Origin of the sequence: Wolbachia endosymbiont of Armadillidium vulgare str. wVulC (assembly GCF_001027565.1) — a bacterium.
Taxonomy (GTDB): Bacteria; Pseudomonadota; Alphaproteobacteria; order Rickettsiales; family Anaplasmataceae; genus Wolbachia.
Map to the genome: position 1 here is coordinate 352,014 of NZ_ALWU01000010.1, position 16,893 is coordinate 368,906.

Sequence of the window (16,893 nt, forward strand, 5' to 3'; positions counted from 1 at the left end):
ATATTTATAGTTGATAAAGTTGAATATGGCACCTACAAACAGTACGTTTTTTGACATTGACTACCCAAAACTAAGAAAAACTATTTCAGATACAATAGAAAGCATTGCACAATCTCCACAGGAAGAAAAAGGGAAGTTGTTTGAAGCCCTATCAGAACAAGTTAGAGGGATGAATCTCAAAGATTTAGATTTAGCAATTAATGACCAAGGCTTGCAAAAGGAGGTTAGCAAAGAATTATTTATAAAATTCATTGAAGGAGCGTTTGAAAATTTAAAACCTGAAGATATCAAGCCAGAAATCATAGAGAAAGCATTACAATTCGTTGAGCGTGAAGCAATAAGTAATGTTATAAATAATAATAAAGGTCCGCTGGACAATCTAGTCAATTATTTTAAATCAGCATCTGCAAATAAAAAAATTGGAATAGCTTCTACCGGAATAGTATTGGGAGTAGCATTTTCTCCGCTTATTGTACTTGCTACATTAATAGCGCTTGTAGCTATTGGAGCGCGTTATGTAGGAATAGGTATAGGAAAGGCAGGGGAAAAAATAAAAGAAGGTGCGATTGAAGCAGGAAAAGCAGTGAAAAGTTCATATAAGGATTTAATAGATAAATTACCTACGATTCAAGCAAGAGAGAATAATTTTGATAAGTTCAAAAATAACTTGTCTGGGCGTATTATAAAAATTGGTACGGCACAAAAGCGAGAAGAAACTGGAGAAGATGAAACTAAAAACAATCTTTCTAGTATGCTAGAAATAGTAAAAATACTTCAAAAAAAAGAGCAATTAATGGCCATAAAGGAATTAGTAAAAGATGGAACCATTCAAAATTTTTCAGAAGATGATATGAGCAGACTTCTGGAAAAGGGCCTCAGTACTCATCTAGATGATCGAGACGCATTTGATGATCTTATAAATAAATTTCAATCTGCAATTATGGCAATTGGTAGTGACATAAAAGAGGTAGAACAAAAAGTTAATGAGAAAGCTCAGGAAATAAAGCCAGATTCTCAATTGGGTAGTTCAAGTGCTGAACGATTGAGTGAAGAAGAAATCACAAGACCGAGTTGATGCATTTGAGGAGCATTTTGACGCAAAAATTACTATTAGAAAGGGGAGTGTTAAATAAACCATAGGCGTCAAGTTAAGGAAAAGTGGCATAAGAAAGAAGAGAAGCGGTAAAAATTATTTTAGATATTAAACGATAAAATTAGTAATTTACAGACTCTTTAAAAAAAATTATCTTATTTTAGATCAAGATTTCTTAAAAAATAAATATAACAAATAAACCTTAAATAGTTGCTATATTGGGTGTACTCTCTTAACTTGACGCCTATGGTTACTAAAATTGTCCTATGTAAAAATGAAATTCTTGCATTTCGTTTAATTAGCTTTGATAAGGTAGTCAGTAAAATCCCGTATAGCATGAGCCTTACATTTAAACTCATTTCTAGCCAATAACCGTTCTCTCCAAGAAGGCTTACCCATTGTCCAAGAGCAATCAATGCAAAACACCAAATTAATTTGGATTTTAGTAAAATACCTAATATTACATATAGTATGCATGAAATTAAGGTCACATTAAGAAAATACCTACCTATAATATCAGGCTTAATCTCATTTCCATATAGTGCAGCAAAAAATATCAGAATTGTACAAGGGGTAAACAAAACCCCTAAAAAAGCAATCCGTTATTGCTATAAAATTTTTCTGGCCACTTTATTTTACTATAGGCTCCAGATGCATAAAATAGGATATCCAATGCTGCTACAATGAAGCTCACCATCATTTTATTATTTTCAAAGTACTTTATTAGCCCTTCTATAAAGCCAGTAGATGCAATAATAAGGAAAAGTATCGCGAAAGGGATAATAAAGATAGTAAACTTTTCTCAATCAAAACCAATGACCTTTAGGCTACTGTTTAATTCATCACACTGCTTTGTACTAATTAGATTTTCTCCTTTCCAAAAATTCAATGCTTCTTTTATTACAGATACATTGTGTCTATAAACTTTCATTATAAATTTCTCTTAAATAATTATTAGAATTTTATTAGATTTACCAGCTCTTTTACTGCATTCACAGATTTATTGAACATCTCTTGTTCACTATCATTCATTTTAACTTCTAGAACTTTTTCAATTCCATTTTTGCCAATAATAGCAGGGACACCAATAAACAAGTCTTTCACGCCATATTCACCATTAAGATAAACAGCACATGGTAATATACGCCTTTTGTCTTTTAAGTATGACTCTAGCATACATATGGCTGAAGATGCAGGAGCATAGTATGCGGATCCAGATTTGAGTAAATCAACTATTTCTTTTCCACCGTTGCGTGTACGCTCAACTATCTCATCAACTTTTTTCTGTGTGATGAGACCCATATTAATAATTTGGATAAGTGGAATGCCAGCAATGGAGGCACAGTTGATTAGTGGTACCATAGTGTCACCATGTCCTCCAAGCACAAAAGCAGATACATCTTCAATAGAAATATTTAACTCACTTGCAAGAAAATAACGAAAACGAGCAGAATCAAGCACTCCTGCCATACCAACAATCATATTAGTTGGCAGATTTGAAGATTTGTGTACCACTGAAACCATAGCATCCAAAGGGTTGGTAACCACTATTACAAATGCGTTTGGAGAATGTTTTTTAATATTTTCTCCAACCTCTTTCATTACTGTAGCATTAGTTTGCAGAAGGTCATCCCTGCTCATTCCAGGTTTTCTAGCAATGCCTGCTGTTATTATAATTGCGTCAGAGTTTTTTATACCTTCATACCTATTTGTACCAATAATATTGACATTAAACCCATCAATAGGAGATGATTCTGCAATATCAAGCGCTTTACCTTGTGGTATTCCATTGCTGATATCAAGCAAAACAACATCTCCTAGCTCTCTTAGTGCAATAATATGGGCAAGCGTTCCACCGATATTTCCTGCGCCAATCAAAGATATTTTTTTTCTTTGTGCTGTCATTTTCTACTCCTTTGTATTTACTTTTGTATCTTTACCTTCCCAAGGGGATAAGCTATCAAACATACGAAAATCTTGCGGTAAATCTATAGGATTATATACAATCTTTTTTGCCTCTATATCATATCTTACTTCCTCATAACCAGTGAGAGGGAAATCTTTTAACATTGGATGACCTTTGAATCCATAGTCCGTTAAAATCCTACGTAAGTCTAGGTGACCCAAAAACTTTATTCCATACATATCAAACACTTCGCGTTCAAACCACGAAGCCGTACTAAATATCTTCGCTACGCTTGTAGGCATATCACTCTCATATAACTTAAGCTTTATATGTATTCTAGTGTTATACACAATGCTGAGCAAATTGTATATTAGCTCAAAACGCTTCTCTCTATTTGGGTAATCAACCCCAAAAATATCAACTAATAACTCAAACCTGCATTTTTCATCATCACGCAGAAAGAGTAAGTGATTTTCAATGTCATTCAAAGCTGAATATATTACAATAGTGCCATCATTTTTCTGAATACATTCACATTTAGTCTTTTTTTGTATGTATTTTGCAGTTTTATCCATGCTATATATTCTTAGTTCGTTTTATTTTATTTTGTAGACATAGCATTCCATATAGAAGAGCTTCAGCGGTTGGTGGGCATCCAGGAACGTACACATCAACTGGTACGATCCTATCGCAACCGCGAACTACTGAATAAGAGTAATGGTAATAACCACCACCATTTGCACAACTTCCCATAGAAATAACATACTTCGGGTCTGCCATTTGATCATAAACCTTGCGCAATGCTGCTGCCATTTTATTAGTTAGTGTGCCAGCAACAATCATCACATCTGATTGACGTGGGCTTGCACGAAACATTATGCCATATCTATCAAGATCATAACGGCTGGATGCAGTATGCATCATCTCAACTGCGCAACATGCAAGACCAAATGTCATTGGCCACAATGAACCAGACCTTGCCCAATTCATTACGTAATCTGTTAAATCACCAAATTTAGTGACAAGAAACCCTTCTTTTTTATAATGACTCCAATCATCGTTAGATAGAACTTGACCTGTCATAAACTTACTCCCATTCTAATGCACCTTTACACCACTCATAGATAAAGCCTATAGTGAGTATTGCAAGAAATATCATCATAGACCAAAATCCACAATAGCTTATTTTAGATAAAGAAACAGCCCAAGGGAAAAGAAAAGCAATTTCTAAATCGAATATTATGAACAATATTGAAACTAAGTAAAATTTTATGTCGAAACTTTTTCTTGCTCTTGATAAAGGATTAAAGCCACACTCATATGTAGAAAGTTTTTCGCCATCTGGGTTACTGACTGCAAGGAACATAGGTAATACACCTAAAGTAAAAGATACTACAATTGATACGCAGATAAAGATTACTATGGTTAAATATTCGCTCATTTAACAAAACATATAACACTATGAATTTACATGCTTTCCTAACTTTTTACCACCTAAAATATGCACGTGAAAGTGTGGTACAACTTGTTCTCCGTTTTCACCGTAGTTAGTAACTAATCTATATCCTGTTTTTTCTAAATTGTATTTATGTGTTATTTCTCTTACAGCTTGAAAGAAGCTTACTATTTTCTCTGCAGAAGCTTTTAAAATAAAATCATCATATGAAGTATATTGACTTTTTGGTATAACTAAAATGTGAACTGGCGCGTCAGGGTACTTATCACAAAAAGCCAGTACACTCTCATTTTCATATACCTTCTCGCAAGGTAATTCGCCTCTTAATATTTGAGCAAAGATGTTAGCATCATCATAAGCTGTACTACCCATACTTTATTAAATTCCTGGCCCTCTCCTATTTTGCTTATGATTTGGTGTAGAAGGTGAGCTTATTGCTGCTTCGCTAGAAGCATCTTCAAGACTTGAAACGTCTTTTAGCTGTATATCTTGTCCACGCAAAACTGACCCATAGTCCATTTGGTGTTTTTTTGAAAACGTTTCTATTCTATTTGCTCTTCTTGCAGCAATAACTTCTGGTTGTAAATGATACATATCTCCAGGAACGGTTAGGCTGTGATATCTCTCCTCCATTTTAACTTCATTCGTCCTATTCCTCATAACTCATAACCTCCAATATTTTCATGTTTATCAACTTTACTCCGCCAACTATTTAAAAACTCCTCTGATGACTTTTTTACAGTCATGGAACTTGCAACTTCTGATGAACGCTGCTTTTGATTATTATATCCATTATACAACTTTTCTGCAATACCATACAGCAACTTTGGATCTGTATGAATTTTAAATTCTCCGCCAGTAATTTTTGCCAAGTTTTTGAGATCACAATCAACCTTATTATAAATTTCTTCAAGAGCGCACTTTTTTATTGCTTTTTCATCCATACCTGGATTTTTATCTTTTATTTCTTGAATAATCCCCTCAACATCAACTTCAATTACAATTTTGTTCTCTTCTTTAAAAATATTTATATTCGGCAGTTCTTTCTTTATTTCACCTAATTGCTCTGAACTTAAGTAAGGTACATCCCCCGTTAAAGTTCTTGACGCTAAAAAAGCTACCTTCCCTGTCCCTTTCTTTTGCTCTGTTATTTGTACACCAAGATCCTTACTAGCTTGTGTGGTTTCTATAAGTGGATCATACTCTTCAAGTGGGTTGCCAATAATAGAACGCCCGCCATTTTTTATGTCGTGCCGCATTTCATCCCAGGACTTAAACCAATTCTTTGGCCATATAGGGTATACTGCACCCTTGACTAGGATTTTTACACCTCTACCCAGAAAACTTCCTACTCTCGAAGCCACATTACCAACTTTAGCTAATATAGAGGTAGATTTTTCATTTTCTCCTGTTAACATACATACCTCCAAGGCACTTCCTACAACCAGACCCTACACCATATCTAATTATAGACAAAAATATTTAAACTTATATATCCATTATAAGATGAAATTATGGAGATTGCAACCATTATTTGCACATTGTCTAAAACATGTAGTATTTTTGCTACTTTTATTGTTCAATTTATTATAAAGAATACTCTCTAAATTATGGTTAAATGGAACACAAATAATATCATTGATGCAACTGGCGGAAGAGACATAAATGGTTGTAATTGGATACATAACTTAAATATTTCAGCGGACACAAGAAGCATAAAAAAAGGTGATTTATTTATTGCACTCAAGGGAAGGAATTTTGATGGCCATAATTTTTTGCATGAAGCGTTTTTAAAAGGAGCTGCTGCTGCGGTAGTAAGTGAAGATAAATATAGAAATTTTCCTCTAATTGTTGTGCAAGATACTCTAAAAGCTTTGCATAATATTGCATCATATTACATTAGAAATGTTCTTGTTAATGCTAAAGTTATCACAATCACAGGTAGTGTCGGGAAAACCACTACAAAGGACATGCTGCACACTGTTTTATCGCAATATGGAGTGTCTCATGCAAACGAAGGTAACTTGAATAATAATATAGGATTGCCTTTTACGATTCTAAAAGCCCCAAAAAACTGCCAGTACTTAATCCTTGAAATGGGAATGAATAGAGCTGGTGAAATAAAAGAGTTATCGAAGATTAGCAATCCGGATATTGCAGTTATTACCAATATCGAACCTGCACATGTTGAAAATTTTTCATCACTATTTGACGTTGCACAAGCGAAGTTAGAAATTCTGTATGGTACGAAAAATAACGGTACTTTGGTCTTGAACAGAGATAATAAATACTATGATTATCTCTCATCATGCGCCAATAGAAATGTAATAAGCCTCGGTAAAGATAAAAATGCTGAAGTTTGCTTATTAGACATAATAAGAAACGATGACGGGTTAAATTTAAAAATAAGACTAAATAATAATCAAACTATAAACTGTAATTTACGTGTGCAAGGTGAGCATTTTGCTTATTCGCTACTTGCTGTTGCAGCAGTTGTGCAAAGCCTCAGACTTGATTTATCAAAATTACCACTTGCACTTAAGAATTTTAGTGTAGCGAAAGGTAGAGGCAATATTCATAAGGTCAAATACAATAGAAAATATATACATTTAATTGATGACTCCTATAACGCCAGCCCTGCTTCGATGAAAACTGCAATAAAAACTTTGAGTACATATTCTAATCAGAGAAAAGTAGCTTTGCTTGGTGATATGTTGGAACTTGGTGATAAAAGCATAGAATTTCATACAGATTTGGTTAAGATTGTCACAGAAAATAATATAGATAAAATTTATACAGTTGGTAAATTTATGTTAGAATTGCATGAGCTTTTGCCAGATAATATAAGAGGCACGCATTTTAATGATTCTAATCAATTGAAAAGTGATTTAGCTAACATTATTCAGAATAATGACGCAATTCTAGTTAAAGGCTCACGAGGAATGAAAATGGATCTTATTGTACGGGAATTCATAATAGAATATTAAGCAAAATCATTGTACTAATTTACAGTAACAAATTATTAGGAACTTTAATCGTGACAAAACGTGTAATTATTTTTGGTGGAACGGGGTTTATAGGAAAACACATCGTAAGACGCTTGGCAGCGGCGGGGTATTTAATAAGAATATTTACTCGTGATCAGGAAAAAGCTGCTTGTCTAAAGTTATGTGGCAACTTAGGGCAAATATCAATACTTGAAGGAGATTTTTTTAATGAAAAATCAATTTTAGAAAGTATGGAGGGGTGTGATGTTGTTATAAACTTAGTGGGAATATTATACGAAACAAAAAAGCACGATTTCTATACCGTTCATGTTGGAATAGCTGAAAAAATAGCCAGAGCTGCACAAATAAAAAATGTATCTATGATGATACATTTTTCTGCTATGGGAATAGAAAATAGTAAGCTGTCAAAATATGCCAAAAGTAAACTGAAAGGTGAAAAAGCTGTAACTTCAGCGTTTCAAGGAGCAATAATAATTAAGCCCAGTCTTGTATTTGGTAAAGAAGATAATTTCTTTAATAAATTTGCAAGATTAGCAACAATTCTTCCTTTTTTGCCGTTGATCGGTAGTGGAATAACTAAGTTCCAGCCGATATGTGTAACAAACTTAGCTGAAGTGGTATATCGTATTATCAGCTTTAATAAGCAAGATAAAAAAATTTATAATATAGGTGGACCAAAAGTTTACTCTTTTAAAAGCTTGTTAAAGTTTATTCTGAATGTTACTAACAGAAAGTGTTTACTGATCAATGTATCTTTTCCAATGGCAAGATTGATAGCCTTCTTCTTAGAAAGTAAAGTTGTTTCTGTGCTGTTAAAACCCATAACCGGAGATGCAAGCCCTATACTTACTCGAGATCAGGTGAAAGTTATGATGAGTAGTTCAATCGAAAAGTCAGATGACCTTGAAATAATGAAAATTCGACCATTAGCAATTGAAAATGTGGTGCCAGAGTACTTGAAGATTTATAGAAAGTATTGATAGAAGAATGTGCCCGGTAGGATTCGAACCTACGACCCACAGCTTAGAAGGCTGTTGCTCTATCCAACTGAGCTACGGGCACACAGCATATATAAAATGCTTCTTAGTACACGTGAAGTCAAGTATTTCTTGTGAATATGATGTTTGTAATAATATCTCAAAACTTTGTCAGTACAGCATGTAATGCTGAAACTTAAAAAAAAGAAGCTTGAGTGACATGCAGGAAGTCTAATAGCGCAGCAACACAGAACCCCAGGTGAGACCTGCACCTATCGAAATCAGCAGTACCAGATTTCCTGATTTTATTTTTAATTCTTGTATTGCGTAGTCTAAGGCTAGTGGAATTGACGCTGCTGAGGTATTTGCATGCTTATCAACGGTATTAATCACTTTCTCTATAGGAAAATCTAATTTCTTTACTACTGCTTCAATAATACGAATGTTTGCTTGATGGGGAATTAACCAGTCAATATCAGTGATTTTTAAATTGTTGCATTTCAGAGTTTCCTCTACTGAGGCTGTTAACTTATCCACTGCATGTTTAAACACTTCTCTTCCATTCATGCATATTTTTCCAGAATCACCAATAGAGGATGTTCCTTCGTTTGTACATAATATGTCCACATTGCCATCAGAGTGTAAGTTTGTTGATATAATGCCGTTGTTACCCATTTTTGATTTTATTATCACCGCTCCAGCACCATCACCAAAGAGTACACAAGTTGACCTATCTCCCCAATCAACAATCCTAGACATTATTTCAGCACCAATAACAAGCGCGTATTTAATTCTGTTGTTAGATTTTATGAGAGAATCAGCAACTGTAACTGCATATATAAAACCAGAGCATGCTGCTTGCACGTCAAAAGAAAATGCGTTTTTACATTTTAATTTATTCTGCACAATAGTTGCACAGCTAGGAAAAATTTTGTCAGGTGTTGTTGTGGCAATTATGATTAAATCAATTTCATCTACTGAAATTTTAGCTTTTTCTATAGCATTTCTTGCTGCATTTACAGCTAAGTCTGATGTTAATTCTCCTTCATCTGCTATATGTCTTTGAACTATTCCTGTTCTCTGCCTTATCCATTCATCGTTTGTCTCAACTATCAATGCAATTTCGTTATTACTCAACGTTTTTTTTGGTAGGTAAGATCCAGTGCTCAATATAAGGTTCTTATTTAATCTCACTAATCATCCTCTGGTTTAAATTTTCATTAATTGCGTTTACTGCGAATTTTATAGCATGAGCAAAAGAAATAGCATCAGAATTTCCATGGCTTTTAATAACGATACCATTTAACCCTAAAAACATAGCTCCACTTCTAATTTTTGGATTAAAACGCTCTAAAGCTTTATTTAGCTTGGGCTTCAATAATATGCCAAGAAGCATTTTTGTCATCCATGAGTTAAATACTTCCTGTTTTATTAGACTGATAAAAGTACCAGCAGTTGCCTCAGCTGTTTTGAGCATTACATTACCAACAAAACCATCAGCAACAATTACATCTATATTACCCTCTAAAAATTCACTTGCCTCTATATATCCTTTGAAGTTAATACTTTGAGCATTGCTGAGTAACTTAAAAGCTTCTTGCACTGAGTCAGTGCCTTTAACTTCTTCTGTACCAATATTTAGCAAAGCGACTTTAGGATTTTCAACTTTTAATGCTATTTTTGCAAATATACTTCCCATTAATGCAAATTGAAATAATGAGTCAGCATTACAGTCAACATTTGCACCAAGATCAAGCAACGCAAAACTTTTTGTTTTAGTTGGACAGACAGATACAATAGCAGGGCGATAGATATTTGGTAATGTTCCTAGAATAAGTCTAGAGATTGCCATCAATGCTCCAGTGTTGCCTGAAGACACCACTCCGAAAGCCTTACCTTCTTTCACTGCGCCAATTGCAGCCTTCATACTTGAATCTTTGCGATATCTCAGTGCAAAAGAGGGCTTATCATTTGGAAGAACATTGTCAGAGCAATGGGTAAACTCGGAATTATCACTTACTTTTTTATATTTTGAAAGCAAAGGAGATATTTCTTTCTGATCTCCATAAATATGAAAAAAAACTTTAACGCCTAGATCAACAAGATTATCCAAAAAAAAACCAGCGCCTTGAATTATGGAAAGAGGCGCAAAATCGCCCCCCATAGCATCAAGTGCAATAACTATGTTATTGTTGATCGTGGGTAACATACCATGAGCTACTCCGCTTGTTGTTTAATGAAAACACGTTTTCCTTTGTAACTGTTGTCAACTGCTATGTTGTGAGGCAACATGAATTCTCCAGTTGTTGCACATACCACAATATTCTTAGGCTTAATAGCATGATGAGAACGATGCATATTACGCCTTGACTTTGACTTTTTTCTTTTTGGAACTGCCAAAATTTACTCCAATCCAATCATATAACACAATTTATTAGTAGCATGTTTTTTACAAGAAGTAAATAGCGAAATGAGTAAGATTTTCTTATACAATTCAGTCTTATAAACTTAAACTAAAGCATTTTGACCAAAGCATATTGAACTTAAGACATATCTTGACTATACTCTGCGGTGAAGTTAATAAAAATTTTAATAAAATCAGTAAAACTAATTTTTAGCTAAGATAAATGCAAAGTGAGTTCCTTTGATATAAAAAGTGTTAGAATAATCGGTAGGTGCTTTATCAGCTTTCTGTTGAAGCTTGGTAACGCATTTGTGTTTTTTATTCAGTCTCTATACCATTGCTTTGTGCCGCCATATTATTTTAGCAATGTAGCAAGACAAATTATAGAGATAGGCTTTTTCTCTTTGCCAATTGTTGGGCTCACTGGAGTTTTTATAGGAGCGGTGATAGTTTTACAAAGTAGCTTAAGTGGTCTATTAATTAATCAAGAACAAGTAATACCTAAACTTGTTACGATCACTATCATTAAAGAGTTAGGGCCAGTTTTGATCAGCTTAATAATGGTAGGGAAGGTTGGATCATCAATTGCGGCAGAAATTGGTACGATGCGTATCACTGAGCAAATAGATGCACTTACAACTTTGGACATCAATCCTTTCAAATATTTAATTGCACCAAGGATTTTAGCGTCAATCATAGTATTTCCCATACTTACAGTATGTGCAGATCTAATAGGAATATTTGGAGGGTATGTCACTGCAGTCTTTGAATTTAACCACAATTTAAATATATACATAAAATATACGGCTCAATTCTTTAATGTGTATGATTTTATTATTGGGCTAATGAAAGCAACTGCTTTTGGCGCCATAATTTCTGTTTCAAGTTGTTATTACGGTTACCATTGCAAAAAAGGTGCACGAGGAGTAGGTGTTGCTACAACATCAACTGTTGTTTTATCGTCCATACTGATCATTTTAACAAACTACTTGATTACTTTGATACATGCATAGCCCCATAATATCAATATTGAACTTAAGCTTATCTTTTGATGATAGAACGATATTAAACGACATAAGTTTTGATATATCGAAGGGAGAATCATTAGTCATACTTGGCGGCTCGGGAAGTGGCAAATCTGTATTAACAAAAATAATCATTGGCTTGCTGACACCAGACTCAGGATCTATTAAAATAAATAGTAAAAGCAAAAATAAATTTGGAGTCTTATTTCAAAATTCTGCTTTATTTGACTACGTTACAGTGTGGGAAAATATATCTTTTAATTATAAAAAACGCTTTGATATCAGCAAAAAGGAGGCAAAACAGCTAGCAATCAAGAAGTTAAATGACGTTGGATTGGAAGAAAACATAGCAGATATGTTTCCAATAGAGCTATCAGGCGGAATGAAGAAAAGAGTCGCACTTGCAAGGGCAATTGCACATAACCCAGAAATTATTGTATTGGATGAGCCAACTTCAGGATTGGACCCAATTATGTCAGATATAGTAAACGAGATAATAATAAAATTATCTAAAGATCTTTGCCCTACAATTATCACGATTACACATGATATTCATAGCGCATTTAAAATAGCTGATAGAATAGCAGTATTATATGAAGGGGAGATCATTTCCCATGGAACTGTTCAGGAAATACAAAATACTAATAACGAATATATAAAAAAATTCATTCATTGTATATAGCTATAGGTTTACAAACGATATTGTGAACGCTATATCTATCCTAGCTTGAGCTACCGACAATCGTCGTTCTGTTACTCGTGTAGTGCCACGGAGGTATGGTGTGTTAGCTATAAAACAACGCATTAAATATAGATAAAGTATAGCTCTTCTCATAATAGTCAGAATAAAAAGGAAGAATCAACAGCTTGACGAAAGGATTTGAAAATAGGAATGTTTTTTCTTGCTCTATTTTTATGGCAAATCAATGATGCTCAATTTCATTAAAATCAGGAGAATATGGTGGCAAATATAAAATTTCTGCACCGACACTCTCGGCAAGTTCACTGATTTTTTTGGACTTATGAAAAGTCGCATTATCCAAAATTACCGTTTATCCAGACCGCAAAATTGGTGTCAAAAATTGCTCAAACCATCCATTGAAAACATCTGTATCGCAGTAGCCATCGAAGGTCATAGGTGCCATGATTTTCCCTTTATTTAATGCTGCAACCATGCTGAGTCTTCTTTCCAGATTTTAGAGCATAAAACCGCTGTCCTTTCTGGATAAGCATAATCTTCGGTGTCCAGATTCGTCGATATACACTAAGTTTTCAGGTTCTTTTATTTCTATAATTTTTGTGAATTTGGCACGATTTTCTTCGCTTCTTTCTTTGTACCCATAGGTCTTTTTTCTCGTAAAATTGACCTTTTTTAAAGCTCCGCTAATCGTTTGACAACTTATATTGCCCAAACAGTTTAGCCATTTCTGATAGAGTTTTTCCACCGTGCTTTTTAGCAAATTCAGCAAACGCATTCCGGTCAATAATTTTGTGCTCCATTCCCCAGTTTTTTCGACACCAGTTTCTTTGCGTCTTATCTGCCACTCATATAATGTTGTTTTTCCTATTTTAAACCTTTTCGCTACTACTTCCTCCCTCATCTAGAGCTTGCATTGCTTTTTTCCTTAAATCGTAACTATATGTTGCTGGCACTCTTACCTCCTCTTACCATAAATCTTTATTTTATTATATTCGGACTATTATGGAAGATGCTATAAGAGATTATCTTGAAAGTAGGATAAGGTATAGTATAAGAAATGTAAAAGTGAGGTAAGAAATGAGAAAAAAGTATCCAACAGATCTAAGTGAAAGGCCGAATAGAAAAATATTTCAGAGTATGATACAAGAAAGGAGGAAGACCGCCAAAGTATAGTAAAAGAGAAATATTAGAGGCAATTTTCTATGTATTGCGTACAGGATGCCAATGGCGGGAATGCTATGGAAGACTGTGTATGAGCAGTTTAGGCAATGGAAAAAGCAGGAAATTTTTGAGAAAATGAATTGCCAAATATAGCAGGAGAAAAATAGGAAGAAATGAGAAGCCAAGCGCTTGACAGTCAATCTGTGAAAACTACAGAAAAAGGGGGGTCAAAGATTATGATGGAAATAAAAAAGTAAAAGGTAGAAAAAGGCATATAAAGAAAGAATATGACATAGATATTAAAATTGTTAAAAGACCTCCATGTAGATTTTGGGTACATAACGCTTGAGCTGCTGCCAGCGAGAGAACAGGGATTTTAAGTACAGCCAAGAAGGTGGGTTGTAGAAAGGACTTTTGCTTGAGGAATAGAAGGCTATCAAAGGAATATGATTTGCTTACAACATCTACTGAAAATTTCATATGCCTTGCTATGAATAGGGTTATGTTAACGAGGAAATATGCCTAAGTTTTCTAGTTTCAGGACAACCCTAACTTTCGGCGTCGTCATATCTTAAATTTGTTGATATTCACTACATTAACAGACCGAAGGTTTTAGTCCATATCTTTTTATTGAAAATCTTATGTAATAGTTATTTTTATCATACCAAATAGCGCATATATTAATAACTCGATTTTATTCTCATTGCTTAATATATACCACATTACAACACTTACACACCGGTTATTTCATTAAAAACTTAGCTTCAGCCCAGCCAAGAGCACATACCCGGAGTTATTACTTTCGATTTCAGGTTCTTTGGTACTAAATTTTACAATATCGAAGTAGTATGAAGTACCAATAGCTAATGGATATTCAAGACTGAAAGCCTGTGATGTTAATTCGTTTGTACCTTTACCTGCAATATCTCTAACACTATTAAAATATGTTAAGCTCAATTTACGAGAATCGGAGTGGTAAGCAACACCTGCATTTACATAATACATATTATTTGTTTCAGGACTACGCTTCTCACCAGATTTACCACCATTACCGTACGAAAAAATGCAATCAAGTTCAAAAAGTTTTAGCTTCAAGCCAAAATTCCAGTGTAGTAATTGATTACGGCATTTATAATTTTCAGAAGTTCCATCTGTGCAATCAGTTAAATTTTCCCTTGCAAATTCACCAGTTAAAGCAGTAGTAAAATTTATTTCATCTGATAAGCCATTTTTATAGGAAAGACCAGCGGCTATTAGATTATTATATTGTAAATTATTTTTTCCTGGAACATAACTGAATCCAAGTTGAAAGTTATAGATTTCAGGAGAAATATAGTTTATTGTTGGTTGTTTTAACTTCAGTTCTAATCCATTATAGTCGCTGTAAATATTGGGTTTTACCCAAAATACCTTGTCCTTGTCATACCCAGGATCAGCATCTCTTTTTTCACTACCGTGCAAATTTGCATAGTTTGTCCAATGACCATTTATTCCTCCAGCAGCTGTATAAATTTTTGAAGTGTTAATTAACATACTCTGACTAACTAAACTTCCTTTACCATATTCAACTGATCCAAACTCTTGATTCTTTATGATAAAATACCACTTTTCCATTTCTAACTTTTCTATGTCTAATGCTTTTAGGTTTGCAATACTAGAAACTCCTGCCTTAACATTAAACCCCATTTGCGTATTTAGATAAAGTTGCTGCAAATAAAGAAAGCGCAGATCTGAATAGCTTGAGGTCTTGTCTTTGGCAGAGCTAAAAGAATCTCTATTGAAAGCGTAGCCAAATCTTAAATCTATTTTTCCATCTAGTTCTGCATAAAATATCTCCTTATCTAGAATTACCCTAGCGTTAGCACTCCCTACCACGAATAATAATGAAAATAGTGTGATCAGTAACCTCATAGGCAAGCTTAAATTTTTAATATAAGCTTAATAGAAATAAAAAACAACCCATATAGGCAATTTCCACAAGAATATGCTAAAACTTAAATAAAATAAACACAAAAATTAAATAGGTAGATAAACAAAGTGCTCTAGTCCCTTTGTGCACTTTGCTCATCAAAGACTCTATTTGTTTCTAAATTGCCTTGAATACTAGTGCTAGGTTTATTTTCTTGCTCTTTCTTATATAATGACCACCCATATAGTCCAATTGCTGCAGATATAACAAGCGCTGCTAAAAATATATATGTTTGTGTCACGAATGCTAATACTATAATAAAAGCCAAAAGATACTGTTATAGCAAAACACACAGTTGATCTATTACATTGAATATTTTGCATTTTATGCTGAGGTGATTTTTGTCCTTTATTTTGTGCTCTATTAGACTGAAGTGATCTTTGCTCCTCATTGCGTACTCTGTCAGATTGCACACTTTTTCCCCTGTAACACTTTTATCTAGCACCTTTAATGCTCCGCTAAACATTAACACAGTTTCTCCTAATGTTTTTCTAGTAAGATTTTCCTCTACTGCAATATTACCGCTTGCAGATAATGCACCATTACCAACATATCCAACTCCCTCACCCATTATAGTTTCTGCAAACTTCCCTCTTGTTAACGCTCTACTTAGTGCACTAAGATCACCATAATTAACAGCAATACTTTTAACATCACTTTTGCTTATCAGCTCATTTAATTCTTGATTCTTTCCAGCACTGACAAATGTTCCACAAAATCCTGAATATTTTTTATCATCTTGTTCTATTTCCTTAGCAGCTTCTATTGCTGCGTTGACAAAAATCCTTTTTGCTTCTTTTTTGCCACTTTCACTAAAACGATCAAAAAAAGCATTAGGTACTACAAGGCTTAATCCTTCTTTATGTTTAGCAGCCATTAAGGCATTCAGTTTAATTATACCTTTAAATTTATCTTTAAGCTGAGATTTTCTGTCACTTATTAATTCCTTACCTTGAACAAAATACTCACAATCTAAACTATTTCCTCCTTTTAACTTAGGAAAAGTAGTATAATGAACAACGCTCTTTATAGAGTCCTTCAGCAGTTCTCCTGAAGAATCTAAATATTGTACTACTTCGGCTCTTATAACTATATAAGAAGATTTTTGCTCTAGCTCTTTCCTATAATCTGCAAAAACTCTTATATTTATACCAATGCCCATTAAGGAGAGAGCGGATAGACAATAAAGAGAAA

General features: G+C 33.9%; 19 protein-coding genes, 1 tRNA gene and 2 pseudogenes. 6 read left to right on the forward strand and 16 right to left on the reverse strand.

Annotated elements, in window-relative coordinates; all coding sequences use genetic code 11:
- The first annotated feature begins 25 nt into the window (after positions 1-25).
- Complete coding sequence (locus wVul_RS07190; protein WP_047759718.1) at positions 26-1,075, forward strand: hypothetical protein; 1,050 nt, start codon at positions 26-28, stop codon at positions 1,073-1,075.
- Positions 1,076-1,895: 820 nt separating this feature from the next.
- On the opposite strand, the gene wVul_RS10100 is transcribed toward wVul_RS07190, so the two are convergent.
- The 8 genes from wVul_RS10100 to wVul_RS07230 are packed head-to-tail and all read right to left on the reverse strand — an operon-like array spanning position 1,896 to position 5,873.
- Positions 1,896-2,024 carry a hypothetical protein gene (locus wVul_RS10100; protein ID WP_255351247.1) on the reverse strand — a complete coding sequence of 43 codons (129 nt, stop codon included), beginning with the start codon at positions 2,022-2,024 and terminating at the stop codon, positions 1,896-1,898.
- A 23-nt stretch (positions 2,025-2,047) separates the two neighbouring features.
- Complete coding sequence (mdh, locus tag wVul_RS07200) at positions 2,048-2,998, reverse strand: malate dehydrogenase (RefSeq protein WP_047759720.1); 951 nt, start codon at positions 2,996-2,998, stop codon at positions 2,048-2,050.
- Positions 2,999-3,001: 3 nt separating this feature from the next.
- Positions 3,002-3,574, reverse strand: a complete 573-nt coding sequence (locus tag wVul_RS07205; protein WP_047759721.1) for an NADH-quinone oxidoreductase subunit C — start codon at positions 3,572-3,574, stop codon at positions 3,002-3,004.
- 1 nt (position 3,575) lies between these two features.
- Positions 3,576-4,082: a NuoB/complex I 20 kDa subunit family protein gene (locus wVul_RS07210; protein ID WP_047759722.1), complete on the reverse strand. Its 507-nt coding sequence runs from the start codon at positions 4,080-4,082 to the stop codon at positions 3,576-3,578.
- A gap of 4 nt (positions 4,083-4,086) precedes the next feature.
- A complete protein-coding gene (locus wVul_RS07215; RefSeq protein ID WP_047759723.1) occupies positions 4,087-4,440 on the reverse strand; it encodes an NADH-quinone oxidoreductase subunit A in 354 nt (117 codons plus the stop codon).
- Between the two features lie 18 nt (positions 4,441-4,458).
- The gene (locus wVul_RS07220) at positions 4,459-4,827 is read right to left on the reverse strand and encodes an HIT domain-containing protein (protein ID WP_047759724.1); all 369 of its coding nucleotides are present in this window, start codon (positions 4,825-4,827) and stop codon (positions 4,459-4,461) included.
- Between the two features lie 6 nt (positions 4,828-4,833).
- Entirely contained in the window at positions 4,834-5,115 is a 282-nt protein-coding gene (locus wVul_RS07225; protein ID WP_047759725.1) for a hypothetical protein, read from the reverse strand.
- Positions 5,112-5,873: a hypothetical protein gene (locus wVul_RS07230; RefSeq protein WP_047759726.1), complete on the reverse strand. Its 762-nt coding sequence runs from the start codon at positions 5,871-5,873 to the stop codon at positions 5,112-5,114. The genes wVul_RS07225 and wVul_RS07230 overlap by 4 nt, the downstream gene beginning before the upstream one ends.
- A gap of 192 nt (positions 5,874-6,065) precedes the next feature.
- Between wVul_RS07230 and wVul_RS07235 the strand changes: the two genes are divergently transcribed.
- Positions 6,066-7,442, forward strand: a complete 1,377-nt coding sequence (locus wVul_RS07235) for a UDP-N-acetylmuramoyl-tripeptide--D-alanyl-D-alanine ligase (RefSeq protein ID WP_047759727.1) — start codon at positions 6,066-6,068, stop codon at positions 7,440-7,442.
- A 50-nt stretch (positions 7,443-7,492) separates the two neighbouring features.
- Complete coding sequence (locus wVul_RS07240) at positions 7,493-8,443, forward strand: complex I NDUFA9 subunit family protein (RefSeq protein WP_047759728.1); 951 nt, start codon at positions 7,493-7,495, stop codon at positions 8,441-8,443.
- Between the two features lie 8 nt (positions 8,444-8,451).
- Here the strand turns inward: wVul_RS07240 and wVul_RS07245 are convergent.
- The 4 genes from wVul_RS07245 to rpmF form a co-directional block, all read right to left on the reverse strand.
- Positions 8,452-8,525 (reverse strand) — tRNA-Arg (locus wVul_RS07245).
- A 146-nt stretch (positions 8,526-8,671) separates the two neighbouring features.
- Positions 8,672-9,634 (reverse strand): beta-ketoacyl-ACP synthase III, encoded by a 963-nt coding sequence (locus wVul_RS07250; protein WP_047759729.1) that lies wholly within the window; start codon positions 9,632-9,634, stop codon positions 8,672-8,674.
- Entirely contained in the window at positions 9,621-10,649 is a 1,029-nt protein-coding gene (gene plsX / locus wVul_RS07255; RefSeq protein ID WP_047759730.1) for a phosphate acyltransferase PlsX, read from the reverse strand. Before plsX ends, wVul_RS07250 begins: the two co-directional genes overlap by 14 nt.
- Before the next feature lie 8 nt (positions 10,650-10,657).
- A complete protein-coding gene (gene rpmF, locus wVul_RS07260; protein WP_047759731.1) occupies positions 10,658-10,840 on the reverse strand; it encodes a 50S ribosomal protein L32 in 183 nt (60 codons plus the stop codon).
- 234 nt (positions 10,841-11,074) lie between these two features.
- Between rpmF and wVul_RS07265 the strand changes: the two genes are divergently transcribed.
- Both wVul_RS07265 and wVul_RS07270 read left to right on the forward strand, forming a co-directional pair.
- Positions 11,075-11,857: an MlaE family ABC transporter permease gene (locus wVul_RS07265; protein ID WP_047759732.1), complete on the forward strand. Its 783-nt coding sequence runs from the start codon at positions 11,075-11,077 to the stop codon at positions 11,855-11,857.
- Entirely contained in the window at positions 11,850-12,551 is a 702-nt protein-coding gene (locus tag wVul_RS07270; protein ID WP_047759733.1) for an ABC transporter ATP-binding protein, read from the forward strand. Before wVul_RS07265 ends, wVul_RS07270 begins: the two co-directional genes overlap by 8 nt.
- A gap of 158 nt (positions 12,552-12,709) precedes the next feature.
- On the opposite strand, the pseudogene wVul_RS07275 reads toward wVul_RS07270, so the two are convergent.
- A pseudogene (locus wVul_RS07275) lies at positions 12,710-13,522 on the reverse strand (IS630 family transposase).
- Positions 13,523-13,646: 124 nt separating this feature from the next.
- Between wVul_RS07275 and wVul_RS09230 the strand changes: the two are divergent.
- Positions 13,647-14,256 (forward strand): annotated as a pseudogene (locus wVul_RS09230) (transposase).
- A 224-nt stretch (positions 14,257-14,480) separates the two neighbouring features.
- On the opposite strand, the gene wVul_RS07290 reads toward wVul_RS09230, so the two are convergent.
- The 3 genes from wVul_RS07290 to wVul_RS07300 form a co-directional block, all read right to left on the reverse strand.
- Positions 14,481-15,641, reverse strand: a complete 1,161-nt coding sequence (locus wVul_RS07290) for a porin (RefSeq protein ID WP_047759734.1) — start codon at positions 15,639-15,641, stop codon at positions 14,481-14,483.
- Positions 15,642-15,772: 131 nt separating this feature from the next.
- On the reverse strand, positions 15,773-15,940 hold the full coding sequence (locus wVul_RS07295) for a hypothetical protein (RefSeq protein WP_153295703.1): 168 nt from the start codon (positions 15,938-15,940) through the stop codon (positions 15,773-15,775).
- A 36-nt stretch (positions 15,941-15,976) separates the two neighbouring features.
- On the reverse strand, positions 15,977-16,861 hold the full coding sequence (locus wVul_RS07300; RefSeq protein ID WP_047759736.1) for a hypothetical protein: 885 nt from the start codon (positions 16,859-16,861) through the stop codon (positions 15,977-15,979).
- Between the last annotated feature and the right edge of the window lie 32 nt (positions 16,862-16,893).

Excerpts from the sequence above, each read along its gene's own strand:
- wVul_RS07190 (WP_047759718.1), top strand. The coding sequence starts at position 26 with ATGGCACCTACAAACAGTACGTTTTTTGACATTGACTACCCAAAACTA.
- wVul_RS10100 (WP_255351247.1), bottom strand. The coding sequence starts at position 2,024 with ATGAAAGTTTATAGACACAATGTATCTGTAATAAAAGAAGCATTGAAT.
- mdh (WP_047759720.1), bottom strand. The coding sequence starts at position 2,998 with ATGACAGCACAAAGAAAAAAAATATCTTTGATTGGCGCAGGAAATATC.
- wVul_RS07205 (WP_047759721.1), bottom strand. The coding sequence starts at position 3,574 with ATGGATAAAACTGCAAAATACATACAAAAAAAGACTAAATGTGAATGT.
- wVul_RS07210 (WP_047759722.1), bottom strand. The coding sequence starts at position 4,082 with ATGACAGGTCAAGTTCTATCTAACGATGATTGGAGTCATTATAAAAAA.
- wVul_RS07215 (WP_047759723.1), bottom strand. The coding sequence starts at position 4,440 with ATGAGCGAATATTTAACCATAGTAATCTTTATCTGCGTATCAATTGTA.
- wVul_RS07220 (WP_047759724.1), bottom strand. The coding sequence starts at position 4,827 with ATGGGTAGTACAGCTTATGATGATGCTAACATCTTTGCTCAAATATTA.
- wVul_RS07225 (WP_047759725.1), bottom strand. The coding sequence starts at position 5,115 with ATGAGGAATAGGACGAATGAAGTTAAAATGGAGGAGAGATATCACAGC.
- wVul_RS07230 (WP_047759726.1), bottom strand. The coding sequence starts at position 5,873 with ATGTTAACAGGAGAAAATGAAAAATCTACCTCTATATTAGCTAAAGTT.
- wVul_RS07235 (WP_047759727.1), top strand. The coding sequence starts at position 6,066 with ATGGTTAAATGGAACACAAATAATATCATTGATGCAACTGGCGGAAGA.
- plsX (WP_047759730.1), bottom strand. The coding sequence starts at position 10,649 with ATGTTACCCACGATCAACAATAACATAGTTATTGCACTTGATGCTATG.
- wVul_RS07270 (WP_047759733.1), top strand. The coding sequence starts at position 11,850 with ATGCATAGCCCCATAATATCAATATTGAACTTAAGCTTATCTTTTGAT.
- wVul_RS07290 (WP_047759734.1), bottom strand. The coding sequence starts at position 15,641 with ATGAGGTTACTGATCACACTATTTTCATTATTATTCGTGGTAGGGAGT.
- wVul_RS07300 (WP_047759736.1), bottom strand. The coding sequence starts at position 16,861 with ATGGGCATTGGTATAAATATAAGAGTTTTTGCAGATTATAGGAAAGAG.